Source organism: Streptomyces apricus, assembly GCF_008369065.1.
GTDB lineage: Bacteria > Actinomycetota > Actinomycetes > Streptomycetales > Streptomycetaceae > Streptomyces > Streptomyces apricus.
The window spans coordinates 217590-235601 of record NZ_VDFC01000023.1; the positions used below are offsets into that span (position 1 = coordinate 217590).

Consider the following 18012-nt stretch of genomic DNA (forward strand, 5'->3'; position numbering starts at 1 on the left):
GCTGCCGGTGCTGAGGAGAACGCCTGATCAGCGGGCGTAGTACTCGACGACGAGCTGCTCGTCGCAGATCACCGGGATCTCCTTGCGGTTCGGCTCGCGGTCCAGGCGGAAGGCCAGGGCGCCGAGGTTCACCTGCAGGTAGCGCGGGGTCTCGCCGTCGGGGGCGAAGCCACCGGCGCGCGCGACCTCGAACAGGGGCTTGCTGCGGCTGCGCTCGCGGACCATCACGACGTCGTCGGGCTTGACGCGGAAGGACGGCTTGTCGACCTTGCCACCGTTGACCTCGATGTGGCCGTGCACGACCATCTGGCGGGCCTGGTAGATCGTGCGGGCGATGCCCGAACGCAGGACCAGCGCGTCGAGACGCCGCTCCAGCTCGATGACCAGGGCCTCACCGGTCTTGCCCTGCGTCTTGGCGGCACGCTCGTAGGCGCGGACGAGCTGGCGCTCGGACACGTCGTACTGCGCGCGCAGACGCTGCTTCTCCAGCAGACGGACCTTGTAGTCCGAGTTCTGCTTGCGGCCACGGCCGTGCTCGCCCGGCGGGTAGGGGCGGGCCTCGAAGTACTTGACGGCCTTCGGGGTCAGCGCGATGCCGAGGGCACGCGACTTCTTGACCTTGGGGCGGGACTGGTTCGCCACTTCTTTTCCTTCTTCTCTTCGGCTGCCTCAGGGTTACGGGAGGTCGCATCCGCAGCCGGGGATTCCCACCGGGTCCGCGAGGGACCCGCCGGGCAGCCGCTCCCCTGGTCTGGGCACATACGTGCAGCACACGAACGGCCCACCGACCGGTCCCGGAAGTGCGGGTGGTGGTGGGCTGCCCGCGACACCTACGACGGTGCGCGACGCTCCTGGATCGAAAGATCCGGCTGGGTGTCCCGCCTGAGGCGCCGACCGGGGCCGGACACGGGACTCAGCACTGCGGAGGAGTCTACAGGGTCCTCAGGACCGCCCCCGACCGAGGTGCTTCCTGGTCCACTCGACCGCGTCCGCGTAGCGCGCCTCGGCGCCGTGCCGGGTCGGGGTGTAGTACTCGCGGTCCTTGAGCTCCTCCGGCGCGTACTGCTGGGCGGCGATGCCCTCGGGCAGGTCGTGCGGGTACACGTACCCCTGTGCGTGGCCGAGCGCGGTCGCGCCCTTGTAGTGCCCGTCGCGCAGGTGCATGGGCACGGGGCCCGCGTGGCCCTTGCGCACGTCCTCCAGGGCGGCGCCGATCGCGGTCGTCGCGGCGTTCGACTTCGGGGCCAGGGCGAGCGCGATGGTGGCGTGGCTGAGGGTGAGCGCGGCCTCCGGGAAGCCGATCATGGCGACGGCCTGGGCGGCGGCGACGGCGGTCTGCAGGGCGGTCGGGTCGGCGAGGCCGATGTCCTCGCTGGCGGAGATCATCAGGCGGCGGGCGATGAACCGGGGGTCCTCGCCGGCCTCGATCATCCGCGCCAGGTAGTGCAGGGCCGCGTCGACGTCCGAGCCGCGGATCGACTTGATGAGGGCGCTGGCCACGTCGTAGTGCTGGTCGCCGTCGCGGTCGTACTTCACCGCGGCCCGGTCGACGGTCTCCTCCAGGGTCCGCAGGGTGATCTCCGCCTCGCCCTTGTCGAGCGCGGAGCCGGCCGCGGCCTCCAGGGCGGTGAGCGCGCGGCGGGCGTCGCCGCCGGCGATGCGCAGGAGGTGGGACTCGGCGTCCTCGGGGAGGGTGACGGCCCCCTTGAGGCCGCGCTCGTCGCCGAGCGCCCTGCGGAGCAGTCCGCGCAGGTCGTCGTCGGTGAGCGGTTCGAGGGTGAGGAGCAGGGAGCGGGAGAGCAGGGGGGAGATCACCGAGAAGTACGGGTTCTCCGTGGTCGCCGCGATCAGCGTCACCCAGCGGTTCTCCACGGCCGGGAGCAGGGAGTCCTGCTGGGCCTTGCTGAAGCGGTGGATCTCGTCGAGGAAGAGGACGGTCTCCTTGCCGAAGCCGCCGGTGGCGCGGCGGGCGCCCTCGATGACGGCCCGCACCTCCTTGACGCCGGCGGTGATCGCGGAGAGCTCCACGAAGCGCTTGTCGGTCGCCTTGGAGACCACGTAGGCGAGGGTCGTCTTGCCCGTGCCGGGCGGGCCCCAGAGGATCACCGAGGAGGGTCCGGCCGGGCCGCCGCCGCTCTCGCCGACGAGCCGGCGCAGGGGCGAGCCGGGCTTCAGCAGATGCTGCTGGCCCACGACCTCGTCGAGGGTGCGCGGGCGCATCCGTACGGCCAGGGGGCTGCCGGAGGGGTCCTTCTCCTGGCGTTCTTCGGCTGCGGCGGTGAACAGGTCGGGCTCCACGTCGGAAACCCTATGCCACGCCACCGACAGAGGCTCCGGGCCCTCGTGCCCTCAGCCGGGCCCCGGCCTCCTCAGCGGGGCCCCGGTCGCCTCAGCTGGTCCAGAAGTCCCACCAGCGCGTCAGGATCAGCATGCCGATGATCCCGATGTGCAGGACCGGCGGCACCCAGGCGAACTCGGCGAAGAAGCCCTTCAGCCAGCCGGGCGCGGGCAGCAGGCCGTTGCGGACGTTGTGCGAGGTCACCGCCCAGAACATGACGATGGTCGCGACCCAGGCGAGGCAGCACCACAGGCAGAGCGAGTTGATGTTGTACAGCGACTGGTACTGGAGCCAGGTGACGAAGCCCACGCCGAACAGCGTGCCCGCGTTGAAGGTCAGCCAGTACCAGCGCGGGAAGGTGGCGCGGCCCAGCAGGCTCACGCCGACGCAGACCACCATGCCGTAGGCGACGAGGCCCAGCATCGGGTTGGGGAACCCGAAGACGGAGGCCTGGTCGCTCTTCATGATGTTGCCGCAGGAGACGACCGGGTTCAGGCTGCAGCCCGGCGTGAAGTTCGGGTCCTCCAGCAGCTTGAACTTGTCGATGGTGATGACCCAGGAGGCCAGCAGCCCGGCCGCGCCGGTGATCACCAGCAGGAGGGCCAGGACACGGCCGCCGCCCACGGTCCGCGGGGCTGCGGCGGGCACCTGGCCGGTGGAGACGCCTTCCCTGACTGTCGTCTTGCTCATCACGCCGTTTCCGTAGCTTGAGAGGACCTTTCCGGGCAGGGTCATTGTGCCGCACGGGCACGGGTGTGCACCGTTCGATGCGCATAAGGAAGTGGGTGCGGGGGTCGTTCGCGGGGCTGCGTGTGCAGTACAGGGAGGTCGCCGGGGGCGGTGGCCTCGGCCTCGGTCGTGGGTGGGAATCGCTCGGCGGGGCGAATCTGTGGGCGCGGGGTTGACGGCTGTGCGTCCCGGGGTGTTTTTCGCCCCCGCCGCCCCTACCCATTCCCGTCACTTCCTCGGGGGCTCCGCCCCCGAACCCCCGTTGCGCAGTTCCCCGAGCCCCTGGGTACCCAGGGGCTCGGGGAACTGCGTAGTGACGGGTCAGCTGAGGCGGGACTCCAGTTCCGCCACGATCTCGTTCACGCCCACCGGGATCTGCTCGCCCGACTCCATGTCCTTCAGCTGCACGACCCCCTCGGAGAGGTCCCGCTCGCCGGCGACCACGGTGTACCGGGCACCGCTGCGGTTGGCGTTCTTCATGGCGCCCTTCAGGCCCTTGGACCCGTACGAGAAGTCCGCCGCGATCCCGTTGCGGCGCAGCTCGCTCACCACGCCGAAGAGCACCCGCCGCGCCTCCTCGCCGAGCGGCACGGCGAACACGCTGGTGGCCGCGGGCAGCTGCAGCTCCACCCCTTCCGCCTCCAGCGCGAGGACCGTGCGGTCGACGCCGAGGGCCCAGCCCACGGACGGCAGGGCGGGGCCGCCGATCATCTCGGACAGGCCGTCGTAGCGTCCGCCGCCGCCGACCGCGGACTGCGAGCCGAGGCCGTCGTGCACGAACTCGAAGGTGGTGCGGGTGTAGTAGTCGAGCCCCCGCACGAGCTTGGCGTCGTCCTCGAAGGAGACGCCCGCGGCCGTGATCAGCTCGCGCACCTCCTCGTGGTACGCCTTGCACGCGTCGCACAGGTAGTCCCGCAGCAGCGGGGCGCCGACGAGCTGCTTCTGGACGTCGTCGCGCTTGTCGTCGAGGACGCGCAGCGGATTGATGTCGGCGCGGCGCAGGGTCTCCTCGTCCAGGTCGAGCCCCCGCAGGAAGTCCTGGAGCGCGGCCCGGTAGACGGGCCGGCACTCCTTGTCGCCCAGCGAGTTGAGCAGGATCCGGAAGTCGCGCAGTCCCAGCGAGCGGTACGCCTGGTCGGCCAGGATGATCAGCTCGGCGTCGAGCGCCGGGTCCTCGGCGCCGATCGCCTCGGCGCCGACCTGGGAGAAGTGCCTGTACCGGCCCTTCTGCGGGCGCTCGTAGCGGTAGTAGGAGCCCGAGTACCAGAGCTTGACGGGGAGGTTGCCCGCCTTGTGGAGGTTGGCCTCCAGCGCGGCCCGCAGCACGGAGGCCGTGCCCTCGGGGCGCAGGGCCAGCCGGTCGCCGCCCTTGGTCTCGAAGGCGTACATCTCCTTGGTCACGATGTCGGTGGACTCGCCGACCCCGCGCGCGAACAGCTCGACGCTCTCGAAGCCGGGCGTCTCGATGTACCCGTAACCGGAGTTGCGCAGCGGAGCGGCGATGGCCTCGCGCACCGCGAGGTACTTCGCGCTGTCCGGCGGGATCAGGTCGTACGTGCCCTTGGGTGCCTTGAAGGTGCTCAACGGAAGTCTCTCGTCACATTCCTCGTCGAGGGGCGGACTTCGGGTCCGCCCCCTGGCCGGCTGCCGCCACCTGCCGCAGATACGGGTTGGTGGCGCGCTCCTGGCCGATGGTCGTCTGTTGGCCGTGGCCCGACAGCACCACGGTCGAGTCGTCGAGCGGCAGGCACACGCGTGCCAGCGAGCCGAGCATCTCGTCCATGTCGCCGCCGGGCAGGTCGGTGCGTCCGACGGAGCCGGCGAAGAGCAGATCCCCGGAGAAGAACACGGAGGGGATCTCCGCGGTCTCGGGCATCCGGAACGTCACCGACCCCTTCGTATGGCCCGGCGCGTGCGCGACGGAGAGGTCGAGGCCGGCGAGCTTCAGCGCGGCGCCGTCCGTCAGTTCCTTGACGTCGTCCGGTTCACCGACCGTGAGCTCGCCCATCAGCGGCATGCCGATCGAGCGGCCGAGCGCGCGCTCCGGGTCGCTCATCATGTAGCGGTCCTCGGGGTGGATCCACGCGGGCACGTCGTGCGCGCCGCAGACCGGGACCACCGAGGCGACGTGGTCGATGTGGCCGTGCGTGAGGACGACGGCGACGGGCTTGAGCCGATGCTTGGCGAGCGTCTCCTCGACCCCCTGGGTGGCCTGGTGGCCCGGGTCGATGATCACGCACTCCTCACCGGCGGCGGGGGCGACCACGTAGCAGTTGGTGCCCCAGGCCCCGGCGGGGAACCCGGCAATGAGCACGTTCGTCCTTCGGTATGCGTACGGGTGGTGTCCCGTACGAGCGGTGTCTCGTACGGGGGACGTGCCGTACGGGGAATGGCTTCGCTGCGGATCAGAGCCTACCGGCGCTGCCGGAACCACAGCGAACCCATATACGGTACGGGGCACACGCAGGCGGTCGGCTCACGAGACCCACGCGTCCCACCCGACGTACGAGACGCATGAGGAGATAACCCGGTGGTCACCCAGGAACAGCGGCGGCGCCAGCTCGCCCGGGAGAAGTTCTTGCGGCAGCAGCAGCGGCGCACGTCCGCCCGCCGCAAGGCCCGCGCTCGTAACGCGGTGATCGCGTCGGTCCTCGGCGTGGTCGTCGTGGGCAGCGTGGTGTCGTACGCGACCGGGGTGTTCAAGCAGGACGACGACGACAAGTCGAACGCGGCGGCGGAGGCCACTCCCAGCGCCTCCCCCAGCAAGGCCCCGGACCCGTGCGACAAGGCCGCCGCGGGCAAGGTGAAGAAGCTGAGCTACAAGAAGGAGCCGGCGCTCACCGTCGACAAGTCGGCGGACTACACGATGAAGCTGCAGACGACCTGCGGCACGATAGACATCGACATGCCGGCCTCGAAGGCCCCGCACACCGTCAACTCGTTCAACTTCCTGGCGGGCAAGGGCTACCTGGACCACACCAAGTGCCACCGCCTGACGACGAACGGCATCTACGTGCTCCAGTGCGGCGACCCGCAGGGCACCGGCATGGGCGGACCCGGCTACACCATCCCCGACGAGAACCTCAAGGACAAGCGGCTCAAGGGCGGCGTGTACCCGGCGGGCACGGTGGCGATGGCCAACCAGTACAACGCGCAGACCAAGGAAGGCCGCGACACCGGCGGCAGCCAGTTCTTCCTCGTCTACCAGGACAGCCAGTTGCCGGCCAACTACACACCGTTCGGCACGATTTCCGACGCGGGCATGAAGGTGCTGAAGAAAATCGCCGGCGCCGGTGAGAGCACCGGCCAGGGCGACGGCACGCCCAACGCGACGGTCGTGATCGACAAGGCGACCGTGACGAAATCCTGACCCCGGGCAGGGAAAGTTCGGTCGCGCGGGATGCGGACAGCCGCCCCGCCGGTCGCCTATGTTGGCCGTGACGAAATTGTGGACGATGCCCGGGGGCAAAGCTGCCCCACGCAGGCATCATGTGGAGGAGGCGCTGTGAGCAGCGACCCGTGGGGCCGCGTCGACGAGACGGGGACCGTGTACGTGCGTACGGCCGACGGCGAGCAGGTCGTCGGTTCCTGGCAGGCCGGTACTCCCGACGAGGCACTGGCCTACTTCGAGCGCAAGTACGAGGGCCTGGTCGTGGAGATCGGCCTCCTCGAACGACGGGTGCGGACGACCGATCTGTCCTCCAAGGACGCCCAGGTCGCGATCGACCACATCCGCGAGCAGGTGGACGCCCACCACGCGGTGGGCGATCTGGCCGCGCTGCGGACGCGGCTGGACAAGCTCGTCGAGACGGTCGACGCTCGCCGTGAGGAGCGCAAGGCGCAGCGGGCCAAGCAGTCCGACGAGGCCCGGCACGCCAAGGAGGCGCTGGTCGTCGAGGCGGAGGAGCTGGCCCGGTCCGACCAGTGGCGGGCCGCCGGTGAGCGGCTGCGCGCCCTGGTGGACACCTGGAAGGGCCTGCCGCGGCTCGACCGCAAGTCCGACGACGAGCTGTGGCACCGCTTCTCGCACGCGCGCTCGGCGTTCTCCAAGCGCCGCAAGGCGCACTTCGCGTCGCTGGACGCGCAGCGCGAGGAGGCCCGCAAGACCAAGGAGAAGCTGGTCGCGGAGGCCGAGGCGCTCTCCGGCTCGTCCGACTGGGGTCCGACGGCGGCCCGCTACCGCGAGCTGATGGCGGACTGGAAGGCGGCGGGCCGTGCCCAGCGCGAGCACGAGGACGACCTGTGGAACCGCTTCCGCGGTGCCCAGGACGTGTTCTTCGCGGCGCGCAGCTCGGTCTTCGCCGAGCGGGACGCGGAGCAGACGGAGAACCTGAAGCTCAAGGAGGAGCTGGCCGAGGAGGCCGAGAAGCTCGTCCCGGTGCAGGACCTGAAGGCGGCCAGGGCCGCGTTCCGGTCGATCAACGAGCGCTGGGAGGCCATCGGCCACGTGCCGCGGGACGCCCGTCCCAAGGTCGAGGGCCGGATGCACGCGGTGGAGCGGGCGCTGCAGGAGTCCGAGGAGAACGAGTGGCGCCGGACGAACCCGGAGGCACGCGCGCGTGCCGAGGGTCTGACCGGTCAGCTGCAGGCCGCCGTGGACAAGCTCCAGGGGCAGATCGAGCAGGCGCGCGCCCAGGGCAACAACGCGAGGGCCGACAAGTTGCAGCGGGAGCTGGATGGGCGGCAGGCGCTGCTTGACCAGGCGCTCAAGGGGCTGCAGGAGTTCGGCGGGTAGCTCCGCTGGTGGCCCGGCATTTGTCTGCGGGTGCGCTGTGGCTGGTCGCGCAGTTCCCCGCGCCCCTCACGGGACGCAGGAGGGGCCCCGTACTTGCGTACGGGGCCCCTCCTGTCGTTCGCTGTCAGGCCTCCGAAGGTCTGCGGGCCGACGTGACGCGGTAGACGTCGTACACGCCCTCCACTCCTCTGACCGCCTTCAGGACGTGGCCCAGGTGCTTGGGGTCGCCCATCTCGAAGGTGAAGCGGGAGGTGGCCACCCGGTCGCGGGACGTCTGGACGGCCGCCGACAGGATGTTGACGTGCTGGTCGGACAGGACCCGCGTGACGTCCGACAGGAGCCGGGAGCGGTCCAGGGCCTCGACCTGGATGGCGACCAGGAAGACCGAGGACTGGGTGGGGGCCCACTCGACGTCGAGGATGCGCTCGGGCTCGCGGGACAGGGAGTCGACGTTGACGCAGTCCGTGCGGTGGACCGACACCCCGCTGCCGCGCGTCACGAAGCCCATGATCGGGTCGCCGGGGACGGGCGTGCAGCAGCGGGCCAGCTTGACCCACACGTCGTCGACGCCCTTGACGACGACACCGGGGTCGGCGTTGGAGCGGCGCTTGCGGGCCCGGCCGCGGGCCGGCGGGACGCTCTCGTCGATCTCCTCGGTGGCGGCCTCCTCGCCGCCGAGCGCCTGCACGAGCTTCTGCACGACGCCCTGCGCGGCCACGTGGCCCTCGCCGATGGCCGCGTACAGGGACGAGATGTCGGGGTAGCGCATCTCGTGCGCGAGCGTGACCAGCGAGTCGCCGGTGAGGATGCGCTGGATCGGCAGGTTCTGCTTGCGCATGGCGCGCGCGATGGCGTCCTTGCCCTGCTCGATGGCCTCGTCGCGGCGCTCCTTGGAGAACCAGGCGCGGATCTTGTTGCGGGCGCGGGGCGACTTGACGAAGCCCAGCCAGTCCCGGGACGGTCCGGCGCCGGCCGCCTTGGAGGTGAAGACCTCCACCAGGTCGCCGTTGTCGAGGGTCGACTCCAGCGGGACGAGGCGTCCGTTGACGCGTGCTCCTATGGTGCGGTGGCCCACCTCCGTGTGCACCGCGTAGGAGAAGTCGACGGGGGTGGCGCCGGCCGGCAGCGCTATGACGTCGCCCTTCGGCGTGAAGACGAAGACCTCGTTGCGCGAGAGGTCGAAGCGCAGGGACTCCAGGAACTCGCCGGGGTCCTCGGTCTCCTTCTGCCAGTCGAGGAGCTGGCGCAGCCACGCCATGTCGTTGAGGTGGTCGTCCTTGCCGGTGGTCCGCGGCGCGTCGGAGCGCACCTTGGAGGCGCCGGCGACGGCCTCCTGCTTGTACTTCCAGTGCGCGGCGATGCCGTACTCGGCGCGGCGGTGCATGTCGAAGGTGCGGATCTGCAGCTCGACGGGCTTGCCGTTGGGGCCGATGACCGTCGTGTGCAGCGACTGGTACATGTTGAACTTGGGCATCGCGATGTAGTCCTTGAACCGGCCGGGGACCGGGTTCCATCGCGCGTGCACGGTGCCGAGGGCGGCGTAGCAGTCGCGGACCGTGTCGACGAGGACGCGGATGCCCACCAGGTCGTAGATCTCCGCGAAGTCGCGGCCGCGGACGATCATCTTCTGGTAGACGCTGTAGTAGTGCTTCGGGCGCCCGGTGACGGTCGCCTTGATGCGGGCGGCGCGCAGGTCGGACTGGACCTCGTCGGTCACTATGGCGAGGTACTCGTCGCGCTTGGGGGCGCGCTCGGCGACCAGGCGCACGATCTCGTCGTACATCTTGGGGTAGAGGATCGCGAAGGCGAGGTCCTCCAGCTCCCACTTGATGGTGTTCATGCCCAGGCGGTGGGCGAGCGGCGCGTAGATCTCCAGGGTCTCGCGCGCCTTCTTCTCCTGCTTCTCGCGCTTGAGGTACCGCATGGTGCGCATGTTGTGCAGGCGGTCGGCGAGCTTGATGACCAGGACGCGCGGGTCCTTGGCCATGGCGACGACCATCTTGCGCACCGTCTCGGCCTGCGCGGCCTCGCCGAACTTGACCTTGTCGAGCTTGGTGACGCCGTCGACGAGGAGGGCGACCTGGTCGCCGAAGTCCTTGCGCAGGGTGTCGAGGCCGTACTCGGTGTCCTCGACGGTGTCGTGCAGCAGGCCCGCCATCAGCGTGGCCGGGTCCATGCCCAGCTCGGCCAGGATGGTCGTGACCGCGAGCGGGTGCGTGATGTACGGGTCGCCGCTCTTGCGCTTCTGGCCGCGGTGCCAGCGCTCGGCGACCTGGTAGGCGCGCTCGACCTGGCGCAGCGTGGACGTCTCGATCTTGGGGTCGTTGCTGCGCACGATCCGCAGCAGCGGCTCCAGGACCGGGTTGTACGGGTTGGAGCGCTGTACGCCGAGACGGGCGAGCCGGGCCCGTACGCGGTTGGAGGAGCCGCCGGAGCGGGCGGGCTGACCGGGCGCGGGGCGGGCGGCGGGCGCGGAGGTCCGCCGCTCGGGCGCGGTCGTACGGGCGCTCAGACCTTGAGCAGCGTCTCCAGCGGGGCGCCGTCCAGGGCGGGCTCCAGACGGGCGCGGCCGTCCAGGAAGCCGAGCTCCATGAGGACGGCGACACCGGCGACCTCGGCGCCCGCCCGGCGGATCAGCCGCAGCGAGGCCTCGGCGGTGCCGCCGGTGGCGAGGACGTCGTCGACGACCAGGACCCGGTCGCCCGGCGCCAGGTCCTCGGCGTGCACCTCGATCTCGGCGGAACCGTACTCCAGGTCGTACACCTGGCTCAGGGTCGCTCCGGGGAGCTTGCCCGCCTTGCGCACCGGGACGAAGCCCAGTCCGGCGCGGACCGCGACCGGGGCGCCCAGGATGAAGCCGCGGGCCTCCAGGCCGACGATCTTCGTGGCGCCGGTGCGGACCGCGATCTCCGCCAGGGCGTCGGTGAGCGCCGAGAACGCCGCCGGGTCCGCCAGGAGCGGGGTGATGTCCTTGAACATCACGCCCGGCTCCGGGTGGTCGGGGACGTCACGGATGCGGCTGAGCAGCAGCTGCGTGACGTCCGCGGAGGCGGTCATCGGCGCTTGCCCGAGGGGCGGCCGCGGCCCCGGCCGCGGGACGAGGGCTGGGCGCGCTGGGCGCGGGGTCCGACGACGGCGGGCGTCGCGTCCTCCGGGGCGTCGTCCCCGTCCTCGTCGTCCTCGTACGTCCGGGGGGCGACGGGGGCGTCCAGGGGCTCGCCCTTGGCCGCGGCGGCGGCCCGCTTGGCCAGGACGCGCTTCCTGAGCGCCTTCATCTGCGGCTCGCGCTCCTTGAGGTCGGCGACGAGCGGCGTGGCGATGAAGATCGAGGAGTACGCACCGGCCGCGAGGCCGACGAACAGCGACAGCGAGATGTCGTTGAGCATGCCCGCGCCGAGGACGCCGCCGCCGATGAACAGCAGGCCCGCGACCGGGAGCAGCGCGACCACCGTGGTGTTGATGGAACGCACCAGGGTGCCGTTGATCGAGCGGTCGGCGATCTCGCTGTACGTGTAGCGGGTCTGCTTGGTGATGTCCTTCGTCTGCTCCTTGAGGCTGTCGAAGACGACCACCGTGTCGTAGAGCGAGTAACCGAGGATCGTCAGCAGACCGATCACGGTGCCCGGGGTGACCTCGAAGCCGACCAGGGCGTAGACGCCGACCGTGATGGTGATGTCGTGGATGAGCGCCACCAGCGCGGCCGCGGCCATGCGCCACTCGAAGGCGATCGCCAGGTAGATCACGACCAGGACCATGAAGATCGCCAGGCCCTGCCAGGCCTTGTTGGCGATCTGTTCGCCCCAGCTGGGGCCGACCAGGTCGGCGTTGATCTTCTCCGCGTCGACCTTCAGGTCCCTGGCGAGGTCTTCCTTGATCTGGTCGGACTTGCTGGTGTCGACCCCGGCGACCTGGATGCGCAGGCCGCCGTTGCCGAGCTTCTGGACGATCGCGTCGTGGCCCGAGGCCTCTTCCGCGTACGTCTCGGCCTGGCTCACCGAGACGCTGGTGCGCTCGGTGGTGAAGACGGCGCCGCCCTGGAACTCGATGCCCATGTTCAGGCCGCGCACCGCCAGGCCGACGATGGCCGTGATGGTGATCAGGATGGAGATGCCGTACCAGAGCTTGCGCTTGCCGACGAAGTCGTAGCCGATCTCGCCGCGGTGGAGCCGGGCGCCGAGGGTGCCGAGTTTCGACATCTCACGCCTCCTTCGTGTCGACGGGGGCGGACACGCGACGGGTGCGGCGCAGCGGCGGCTGTACGCCCAGTCGCTTCGGGTCGAGACCGGACCAGCTGTGGCCCTCCGCGAAGAACTTCCTGCGGGCCAGGATCGTCATCAGCGGCTTGGTGAAGAAGAAGACGACGACCACGTCGAGCACGGTGGTCAGCCCCAGGGTGAAGGCGAAGCCCTGGACCTTGCCGACCGTGACGACGAAGAGCACGGCGGCGGCGAGGAACGACACGAAGTCGGAGACCAGGATGGTGCGCCGGGCGCGCGGCCAGGCACGCTCGACCGCGGGGCGCATCCGGCGGCCCTCGCGGATCTCGTCACGGATGCGTTCGAAGAACACGATGAACGAGTCCGCCGTGATGCCGATGGCCACGATGGCGCCGCAGACCGCCGGCAGGTTCAGCGCGAACCCGATCGTCGGGCCGAGCAGCGACATGATCACGTACGTCATGACCGCGGAGACCAGCAGCGAGGCGATGGCGATGAGGGACAGGCCGCGGTAGTAGACCACCAGGTAGATGATGACCAGGGCCAGGCCGATGGCGCCGGCGATCAGGCCGGCCTCCAGCTGCTCGCCGCCGAGCGCGGCGGTGACGGTGGTGACGCTCGCCTCGGTGAAGGTGAGCGGCAGCGCGCCGTACGACAGCATGTTGGCCAGGTCCTGCGCCTCCTGCTGGTCGAAGCTGCCGGAGATCTCCGCGGTGCCGCCGGTCAGCGCCTGGCTGACGTACGGGTCGGAGACGACCTCACCGTCGAGGACGATGGCGAACTGGTTCTGCGGGGACTGGTTCTGGGCGAGCTTGCCCGTGATGCTCGCGAACTTCTTGCCGCCCTTGCCGGTGAAGTCCATGGTGACTTTCCAGCCCGCGGCACCCTGGGTGTCGAACACGGCCGAGGCCTTGTCGACGTCGGTGCCCTCGACCTCGGCCGGGCCGAGGATGTACTTCTGCCACTGGCCCTGCGAGTTCTGGCCGCAGGCCACGGTCGGCTGCGAGGCCTTGACGCCGTCACCGGCCGTCGCGCGGGCCTTCTCCTTGCTGCAGTCCAGCGCGGTGTACTCGGCCTGCAGCTTCGCGGTCGCCGGGTCGGCGCTCGCGGAGGCCGAGGCGGACGGGCTGGCGGAGGCGGACGCCGAGGCGTCCTCGGTGGCGCTCCCCGAGGGAGTGGGGTCGGCCTTCAGCGCGTCGGTGACCGCCCGGCCCTGCGAGGTGGCGGAGGCGGAGGGCGACGAGGACGAGGTGGCCTTCTCGCTCTCCTTGTCCGAGGCGGAAGGGCTCCCGGAGGGACTGCCCGAGGCGCTCGGGGAGGGACTGGCCGCCGGGTCGCCGCCGGAGACCTCGGTGGTCAGGACGGGACGGAAGTAGAGCTTGGCGGTGGTGCCGACCTGTTCCCGGGCCTGCTTGGAGTTCGTGCCCTTGGGAATGTTGACGATGATGTTGCTCTCGCCCTGGGTCTGCACCTCCGCCTCGGAGACGCCCAGACCGTTGACACGGCGGTTCATGATGTCGACCGCGGTGTCCATGTTGGTCTTGTTGATCGCGTTCTTCTGACCCGGCTCGTTCTTCGCCTGGAGCGTGATGCTCGTACCGCCGGCGAGGTCGATGCCCAGTCGCGGTGTCGTGTGCCCGGAGGCGAACATGCCGCCGGTGAGCGCCACGATGGCGATCAGGATCAGGGCCAACGTGCGTCCCGGCCTGCCCTGGGTGCCCTGTCGGCCCTTCTTGGGTGCTGCCACCTTCTCGTTCTCCCTCTTCGTCCGCCCGGTCTCTCGGTACCTTCGCGGACGGGCGTCAAATGATGTCGGGGGACCGCACGAAGCCGTACGCACCGGGGACCACGGCGCGCGAGCGGTGCGCTCCGCGGTCCCCGGCCGTGACTACTTCGTGTCGGACTCGCCGTCGGACTTCTTCAGGTCTGCGCCATCGGTCTTCTTCGGCTCCGCGACGGCGGACTCGTCGACGGGGGCGACGTGGGCGTCGGCGACGGGAGCGTCGGCCGGCTCGTCGGCGTCCTTCTTGCCGAGCTCGATGGGCTTGTCGTCGGAAGCGGCGGCGGGCTCGTCCGTCCCGGTGAGGGAGGAGGCGTCGTCCGGCACGACCGACTCGTCGGACTTCAGGTCGTGCTCGATGCCGTGGACGATGCGGTTGTACTCGTCGTCGCCGAGGACCGCGCCGATGGCGTTCTTCGCGAAGAGCAGGTCGACGCCGGGGCCCGCGTCAAGGAGGACCGTCTCCTCGTTGACCTCCTTCACCGTCGCGTACATGCCACCGATCGTGCGGACACCGGAGCCGGGCTGCATGTCGTTGCGCATCTGCGCGGCCGCTTGCTGCTTCTTCTTGGCCGACCGGGTCATCAGGAACATGGCCCCGATGAGCACGATGAACGGGAGGAGGGTCACGAGACTCACGGGTCGGAACTTCCTTCATTCGACCGCGATGGTGAGCGGCCTGATGGATGGGGGTGTGCGCGTCGCCTGCAAGGGCGGCATCGGCGGAGTCTAAGCGAGTCCGCCGTCAAGGAACAACGCTCAGCATGGCACCGGGGTTCCTGACCTCGCGAGCCCCCTCGCCGTCACGCCCCGAACAGGTCCTGTTGTCCGTTTCCACCGGTTGACGACCGGGGCGGCGTGAGGCCCAGGTGCGCCCAGGCCGCGGGGGTGGCCACCCGTCCGCGGGGCGTGCGCGCAAGCAGCCCCTCGCGCACGAGGAAGGGCTCGGCAACCTCCTCGACGGTCTCCCGCTCCTCCCCCACGGCCACGGCGAGCGTGGACAGGCCGACCGGGCCGCCGCCGAACAGCTTGAGCAGGGCTTCGAGGACACCGCGGTCGAGGCGGTCGAGACCGCGGTTGTCCACCTCGTACACCGCGAGGGCGGCTCCCGCGATCTCCTGCGTGATGACGCCGTCCGCCTTGACCTGCGCGTAGTCGCGCACGCGGCGCAGCAGGCGGTTGGCGATGCGGGGCGTCCCACGGGAACGGCCGGCGATCTCGGCGGCCCCCTGCGGGTCGATCTCCACGTCGAGCAGATGTGCGGACCGGTGGATGACGCGCTCCAGCTCGGCCGGCTCGTAGAACTCCATGTGGGCGGTGAAGCCGAAGCGGTCGCGCAGCGGGGGCGGCAGCAGGCCCGCGCGCGTGGTGGCGCCGACCAGGGTGAAGGGCGGCAGTTCGAGGGGGATGGCGGTGGCCCCGGGCCCCTTGCCGACGATGACGTCGACGCGGAAGTCCTCCATCGCCATGTAGAGCATCTCCTCGGCGGGCCGCGACATGCGGTGGATCTCGTCGAGGAAGAGGACCTCGCCCTCCTGGAGGGAGGAGAGGATCGCCGCGAGGTCGCCCGCGTGCTGGATGGCGGGGCCACTGGTGATGCGGATCGGGGCCTCCATCTCGGCCGCGATGATCATCGAGAGGGTGGTCTTGCCCAGGCCCGGGGCGCCGGAGAGCAGGACGTGGTCGGCGGTGGCGCCCCGCGCGCGGGCGGCGCGCAGGACGAGGTCGAGCTGCTCGCGGACCTTCTCCTGACCGATGAACTCGCCGAGGTCCTTGGGGCGCAGGGCGGCTTCGACGGCCTGCTCCTCCCGGTCGGTGGACGCGCCGACGAGCCGCTCGGCGGTGCCGTCGTCGGCCGTGTCGTCCCAGTTCATTCGGTGTGCCTCGCGGTGTAGTGGTTCCGGATCAGGTTTTCACGGGCCGACGCCCCTCAGGAGGCGTGCCCCGTCAGGAGCGCCCCGTCAGGGGCGCGGGGAACTGCGCGACCAGCCACGACGGACCCGCAGATTCGATCGGCGCACCCCCGGGCAGGGCTCAGCGCGCCCGGTTGAGCGTCTGCAAGGCGGCCTTCAACAACGGCCCGACCTGCGGCGCAGCCCCCGCGGCCTCGGCCTGCGGCTCCACCGCGGAGACGGCCTCGTCGGCCTCCCGCGTCGCGTACCCCAGCCCGATCAGCGCCGCGTGCAACTGCTCGCGCCAGCCGGAGGCGACCGGCCTGCCGATGGCCGGCCCGCCCGGGCCGAGCGGCTCGCCGAGGCGGTCCTTCAGCTCCAGGAGCAGCTTCTGGGCACCCTTCTTGCCGATGCCGGGGACGGCGGTGAGCGCCTTCTCGTCGCCGGTGGACACCGCGCGGCGCAGGGCGTCGGGGCTGTGCACGGCGAGCATGGCCTGGGCCAGCCGCGGGCCCACGCCGCTGGCGGTCTGCAGCAGCACGAACGTCTGGCGCTCGTCGTCGTCCGCGAAGCCGTACAGCGTGAGCGAGTCCTCGCGCACGACCAGGGAGGTGGCGAGCCGCGCCTCCTGGCCGATGCGCAGGTCGGAGAGGGTGTTCGGGGTGCACTGCACGGCGATGCCGATGCCGCCGACCTCGACCACCGCGGAGTCGGGGGCGAGGGCGGCGACCGGGCCGCTGACGAAGGCGATCATCGGGTGACCTTCCGGCTGGAGACCTGGGCCTGGCGGTGTGCGGCCTGCGCCTGCTGGAGGCGGTTCACGGCCGGGGCACGCCAGATGTGGCAGATGGCGAGGGCGAGGGCGTCGGCGGCGTCGGCCGGCCTGGGGGGCGCGTCGAGCCTGAGCAGCCGGGTGACCATGGCACCGACCTGCGCCTTGTCGGCGCGGCCGCTGCCGGTGACGGCGGCCTTGACCTCGCTGGGGGTGTGCAGGGCGACGGGCAGGCCGCGCCGGGCCGCGCAGAGCATCGCCACCGCGCTGGCCTGGGCCGTGCCCATCACCGTACGGACGTTGTGCTGGCTGAACACCCGCTCCACGGCGACGTATTCGGGCCGGTACTCGTCGAGCCAGGCCTCGATGCCCTGCTCGACGGCGACCAGGCGGTGCCCCAGCTCCGCGTCCGCGGACGTGCGCACGACACCGACGCCGAGCATGGTGAGCGGCCGGCCCGCCACGCCCTCGACGACACCGACACCGCACCGGGTCAACCCGGGGTCGACTCCCAGTACCCGCACCCGGTCCCCCACTCTCCGATCCCACCGCCACCACCGGGAAGCACCCGGTTCGAGCAGGCTATCGGGTGCCACCGACAACGCCGGCCAGCGACTCCCGGCGGCGTCCGCCGACCGCGGCGCCCGGCAGAGCGACGGGCCGACGGGGGTGCCCCGCCGGCCCGTTGTGCCAGGTGTGCCCGTTGCGCCCGTACCGCTTGCGCGGTGTTACGCGTCGACCTTCTCCATGACCTCGTCGCTCACGTCGAAGTTGGCGAAGACGTTCTGCACGTCGTCGCTGTCCTCCAGGGCGTCGATGAGCTTGAAGATCTTCTTGGCGCCCTCCTCGTCCAGCTCGACCTGCATGGTCGGGACGAAGTTGGCGTCGGCGGAGTCGTAGTCGATGCCGGCCTCCTGGAGCGCGGTGCGCACCGCGACCAGGTCGGTGGCCTCGGAGAGGACCTCGAAGGAGTCGCCGAGGTCGTTGACCTCCTCGGCTCCCGCGTCCAGGACGGCGCCCAGGACGTCGTCCTCGGTGAGCTCGCCCTTGGGGACGATGACGACGCCCTTGCGGTTGAAGAGGTACGACACCGATCCCGGGTCGGCCATGTTGCCGCCGTTGCGGGTCATGGCGACGCGTACGTCCGAGGCGGCGCGGTTGCGGTTGTCGGTGAGGCACTCGATGAGCACCGCGACACCGCTGGGGCCGTATCCCTCGTACATGATCGTCTCGTAGTCGGCGCCGCCCGCTTCGAGACCGCCGCCGCGCTTGATCGCGGAGTCGATGTTCTTGTTGGGCACCGAGGACTTCTTGGCCTTCTGCACGGCGTCGAACAGCGTCGGGTTGCCGTCCAGGTCGACGCCGCCCATGCGCGCCGCGACCTCGATGTTCTTGATCAGCTTCGCGAAGAGCTTGCCGCGCTTGGCGTCGATCACGGCCTTCTTGTGCTTCGTCGTAGCCCATTTAGAGTGGCCGGACATCTGCCTGTCTCCTTCGCGTAACCCATCCCGTACGAACCGCCCCGGACTTCACGATCCGGGGACCACCA

15 protein-coding genes and 1 pseudogene are annotated in these 18012 nt (G+C 70.6%); 2 read left to right on the forward strand and 14 right to left on the reverse strand.

Translation table 11 applies throughout. From position 1 onward, the window contains the following. Window positions 1–27 precede the first annotated feature (27 nt). The 5 genes from rpsD to FGF04_RS08305 form a co-directional block, all read right to left on the reverse strand. Window positions 28–642, reverse strand: a complete 615-nt coding sequence (gene rpsD, locus FGF04_RS08285) for a 30S ribosomal protein S4 (protein ID WP_149510585.1) — start codon at window positions 640–642, stop codon at window positions 28–30. A 300-nt stretch (window positions 643–942) separates the two neighbouring features. After that, entirely contained in the window at window positions 943–2298 is a 1356-nt protein-coding gene (locus FGF04_RS08290) for a replication-associated recombination protein A (RefSeq protein WP_149510586.1), read from the reverse strand. A 91-nt stretch (window positions 2299–2389) separates the two neighbouring features. Beyond that, complete coding sequence (locus tag FGF04_RS08295) at window positions 2390–3028, reverse strand: vitamin K epoxide reductase family protein (protein ID WP_235882240.1); 639 nt, start codon at window positions 3026–3028, stop codon at window positions 2390–2392. A gap of 360 nt (window positions 3029–3388) precedes the next feature. Next, the gene (gene hisS, locus FGF04_RS08300) at window positions 3389–4651 is read right to left on the reverse strand and encodes a histidine--tRNA ligase (RefSeq protein ID WP_149510588.1); all 1263 of its coding nucleotides are present in this window, start codon (window positions 4649–4651) and stop codon (window positions 3389–3391) included. Window positions 4652–4664: 13 nt separating this feature from the next. Continuing rightward, complete coding sequence (locus FGF04_RS08305; protein WP_149510589.1) at window positions 4665–5381, reverse strand: MBL fold metallo-hydrolase; 717 nt, start codon at window positions 5379–5381, stop codon at window positions 4665–4667. A gap of 216 nt (window positions 5382–5597) precedes the next feature. On the opposite strand from FGF04_RS08305, the gene FGF04_RS08310 reads away from it, so the two are divergent. After that, the gene (locus FGF04_RS08310) at window positions 5598–6437 is read left to right on the forward strand and encodes a peptidylprolyl isomerase (protein WP_149510590.1); all 840 of its coding nucleotides are present in this window, start codon (window positions 5598–5600) and stop codon (window positions 6435–6437) included. A 135-nt stretch (window positions 6438–6572) separates the two neighbouring features. Further along, window positions 6573–7802: a DUF349 domain-containing protein gene (locus tag FGF04_RS08315; RefSeq protein WP_149510591.1), complete on the forward strand. Its 1230-nt coding sequence runs from the start codon at window positions 6573–6575 to the stop codon at window positions 7800–7802. Window positions 7803–7926: 124 nt separating this feature from the next. On the opposite strand, the pseudogene FGF04_RS08320 reads toward FGF04_RS08315, so the two are convergent. The 9 genes and pseudogenes from FGF04_RS08320 to FGF04_RS08360 all read right to left on the reverse strand — a co-directional run. Beyond that, a pseudogene (locus tag FGF04_RS08320) lies at window positions 7927–10257 on the reverse strand (RelA/SpoT family protein); the annotation flags it as partial. A gap of 53 nt (window positions 10258–10310) precedes the next feature. After that, window positions 10311–10859: an adenine phosphoribosyltransferase gene (locus FGF04_RS08325; protein ID WP_149510592.1), complete on the reverse strand. Its 549-nt coding sequence runs from the start codon at window positions 10857–10859 to the stop codon at window positions 10311–10313. Further along, the gene (gene secF, locus FGF04_RS08330) at window positions 10856–11998 is read right to left on the reverse strand and encodes a protein translocase subunit SecF (RefSeq protein WP_149510593.1); all 1143 of its coding nucleotides are present in this window, start codon (window positions 11996–11998) and stop codon (window positions 10856–10858) included. The genes FGF04_RS08325 and secF overlap by 4 nt, the downstream gene beginning before the upstream one ends. A gap of 1 nt (window position 11999) precedes the next feature. Then, complete coding sequence (gene secD, locus FGF04_RS08335) at window positions 12000–13766, reverse strand: protein translocase subunit SecD (RefSeq protein ID WP_149510594.1); 1767 nt, start codon at window positions 13764–13766, stop codon at window positions 12000–12002. 141 nt (window positions 13767–13907) lie between these two features. Further along, window positions 13908–14438 carry a preprotein translocase subunit YajC gene (gene yajC, locus FGF04_RS08340; protein ID WP_149510595.1) on the reverse strand — a complete coding sequence of 177 codons (531 nt, stop codon included), beginning with the start codon at window positions 14436–14438 and terminating at the stop codon, window positions 13908–13910. A gap of 164 nt (window positions 14439–14602) precedes the next feature. Further along, the gene (ruvB, locus tag FGF04_RS08345; protein ID WP_149510596.1) at window positions 14603–15673 is read right to left on the reverse strand and encodes a Holliday junction branch migration DNA helicase RuvB; all 1071 of its coding nucleotides are present in this window, start codon (window positions 15671–15673) and stop codon (window positions 14603–14605) included. A 160-nt stretch (window positions 15674–15833) separates the two neighbouring features. Then, the gene (gene ruvA / locus FGF04_RS08350; RefSeq protein WP_149510597.1) at window positions 15834–16445 is read right to left on the reverse strand and encodes a Holliday junction branch migration protein RuvA; all 612 of its coding nucleotides are present in this window, start codon (window positions 16443–16445) and stop codon (window positions 15834–15836) included. Then, window positions 16442–16987 carry a crossover junction endodeoxyribonuclease RuvC gene (gene ruvC / locus FGF04_RS08355; RefSeq protein WP_149510598.1) on the reverse strand — a complete coding sequence of 182 codons (546 nt, stop codon included), beginning with the start codon at window positions 16985–16987 and terminating at the stop codon, window positions 16442–16444. The genes ruvA and ruvC overlap by 4 nt, the downstream gene beginning before the upstream one ends. A gap of 204 nt (window positions 16988–17191) precedes the next feature. Next, a complete protein-coding gene (locus FGF04_RS08360) occupies window positions 17192–17944 on the reverse strand; it encodes a YebC/PmpR family DNA-binding transcriptional regulator (RefSeq protein WP_149510599.1) in 753 nt (250 codons plus the stop codon). Window positions 17945–18012 lie beyond the last annotated feature (68 nt).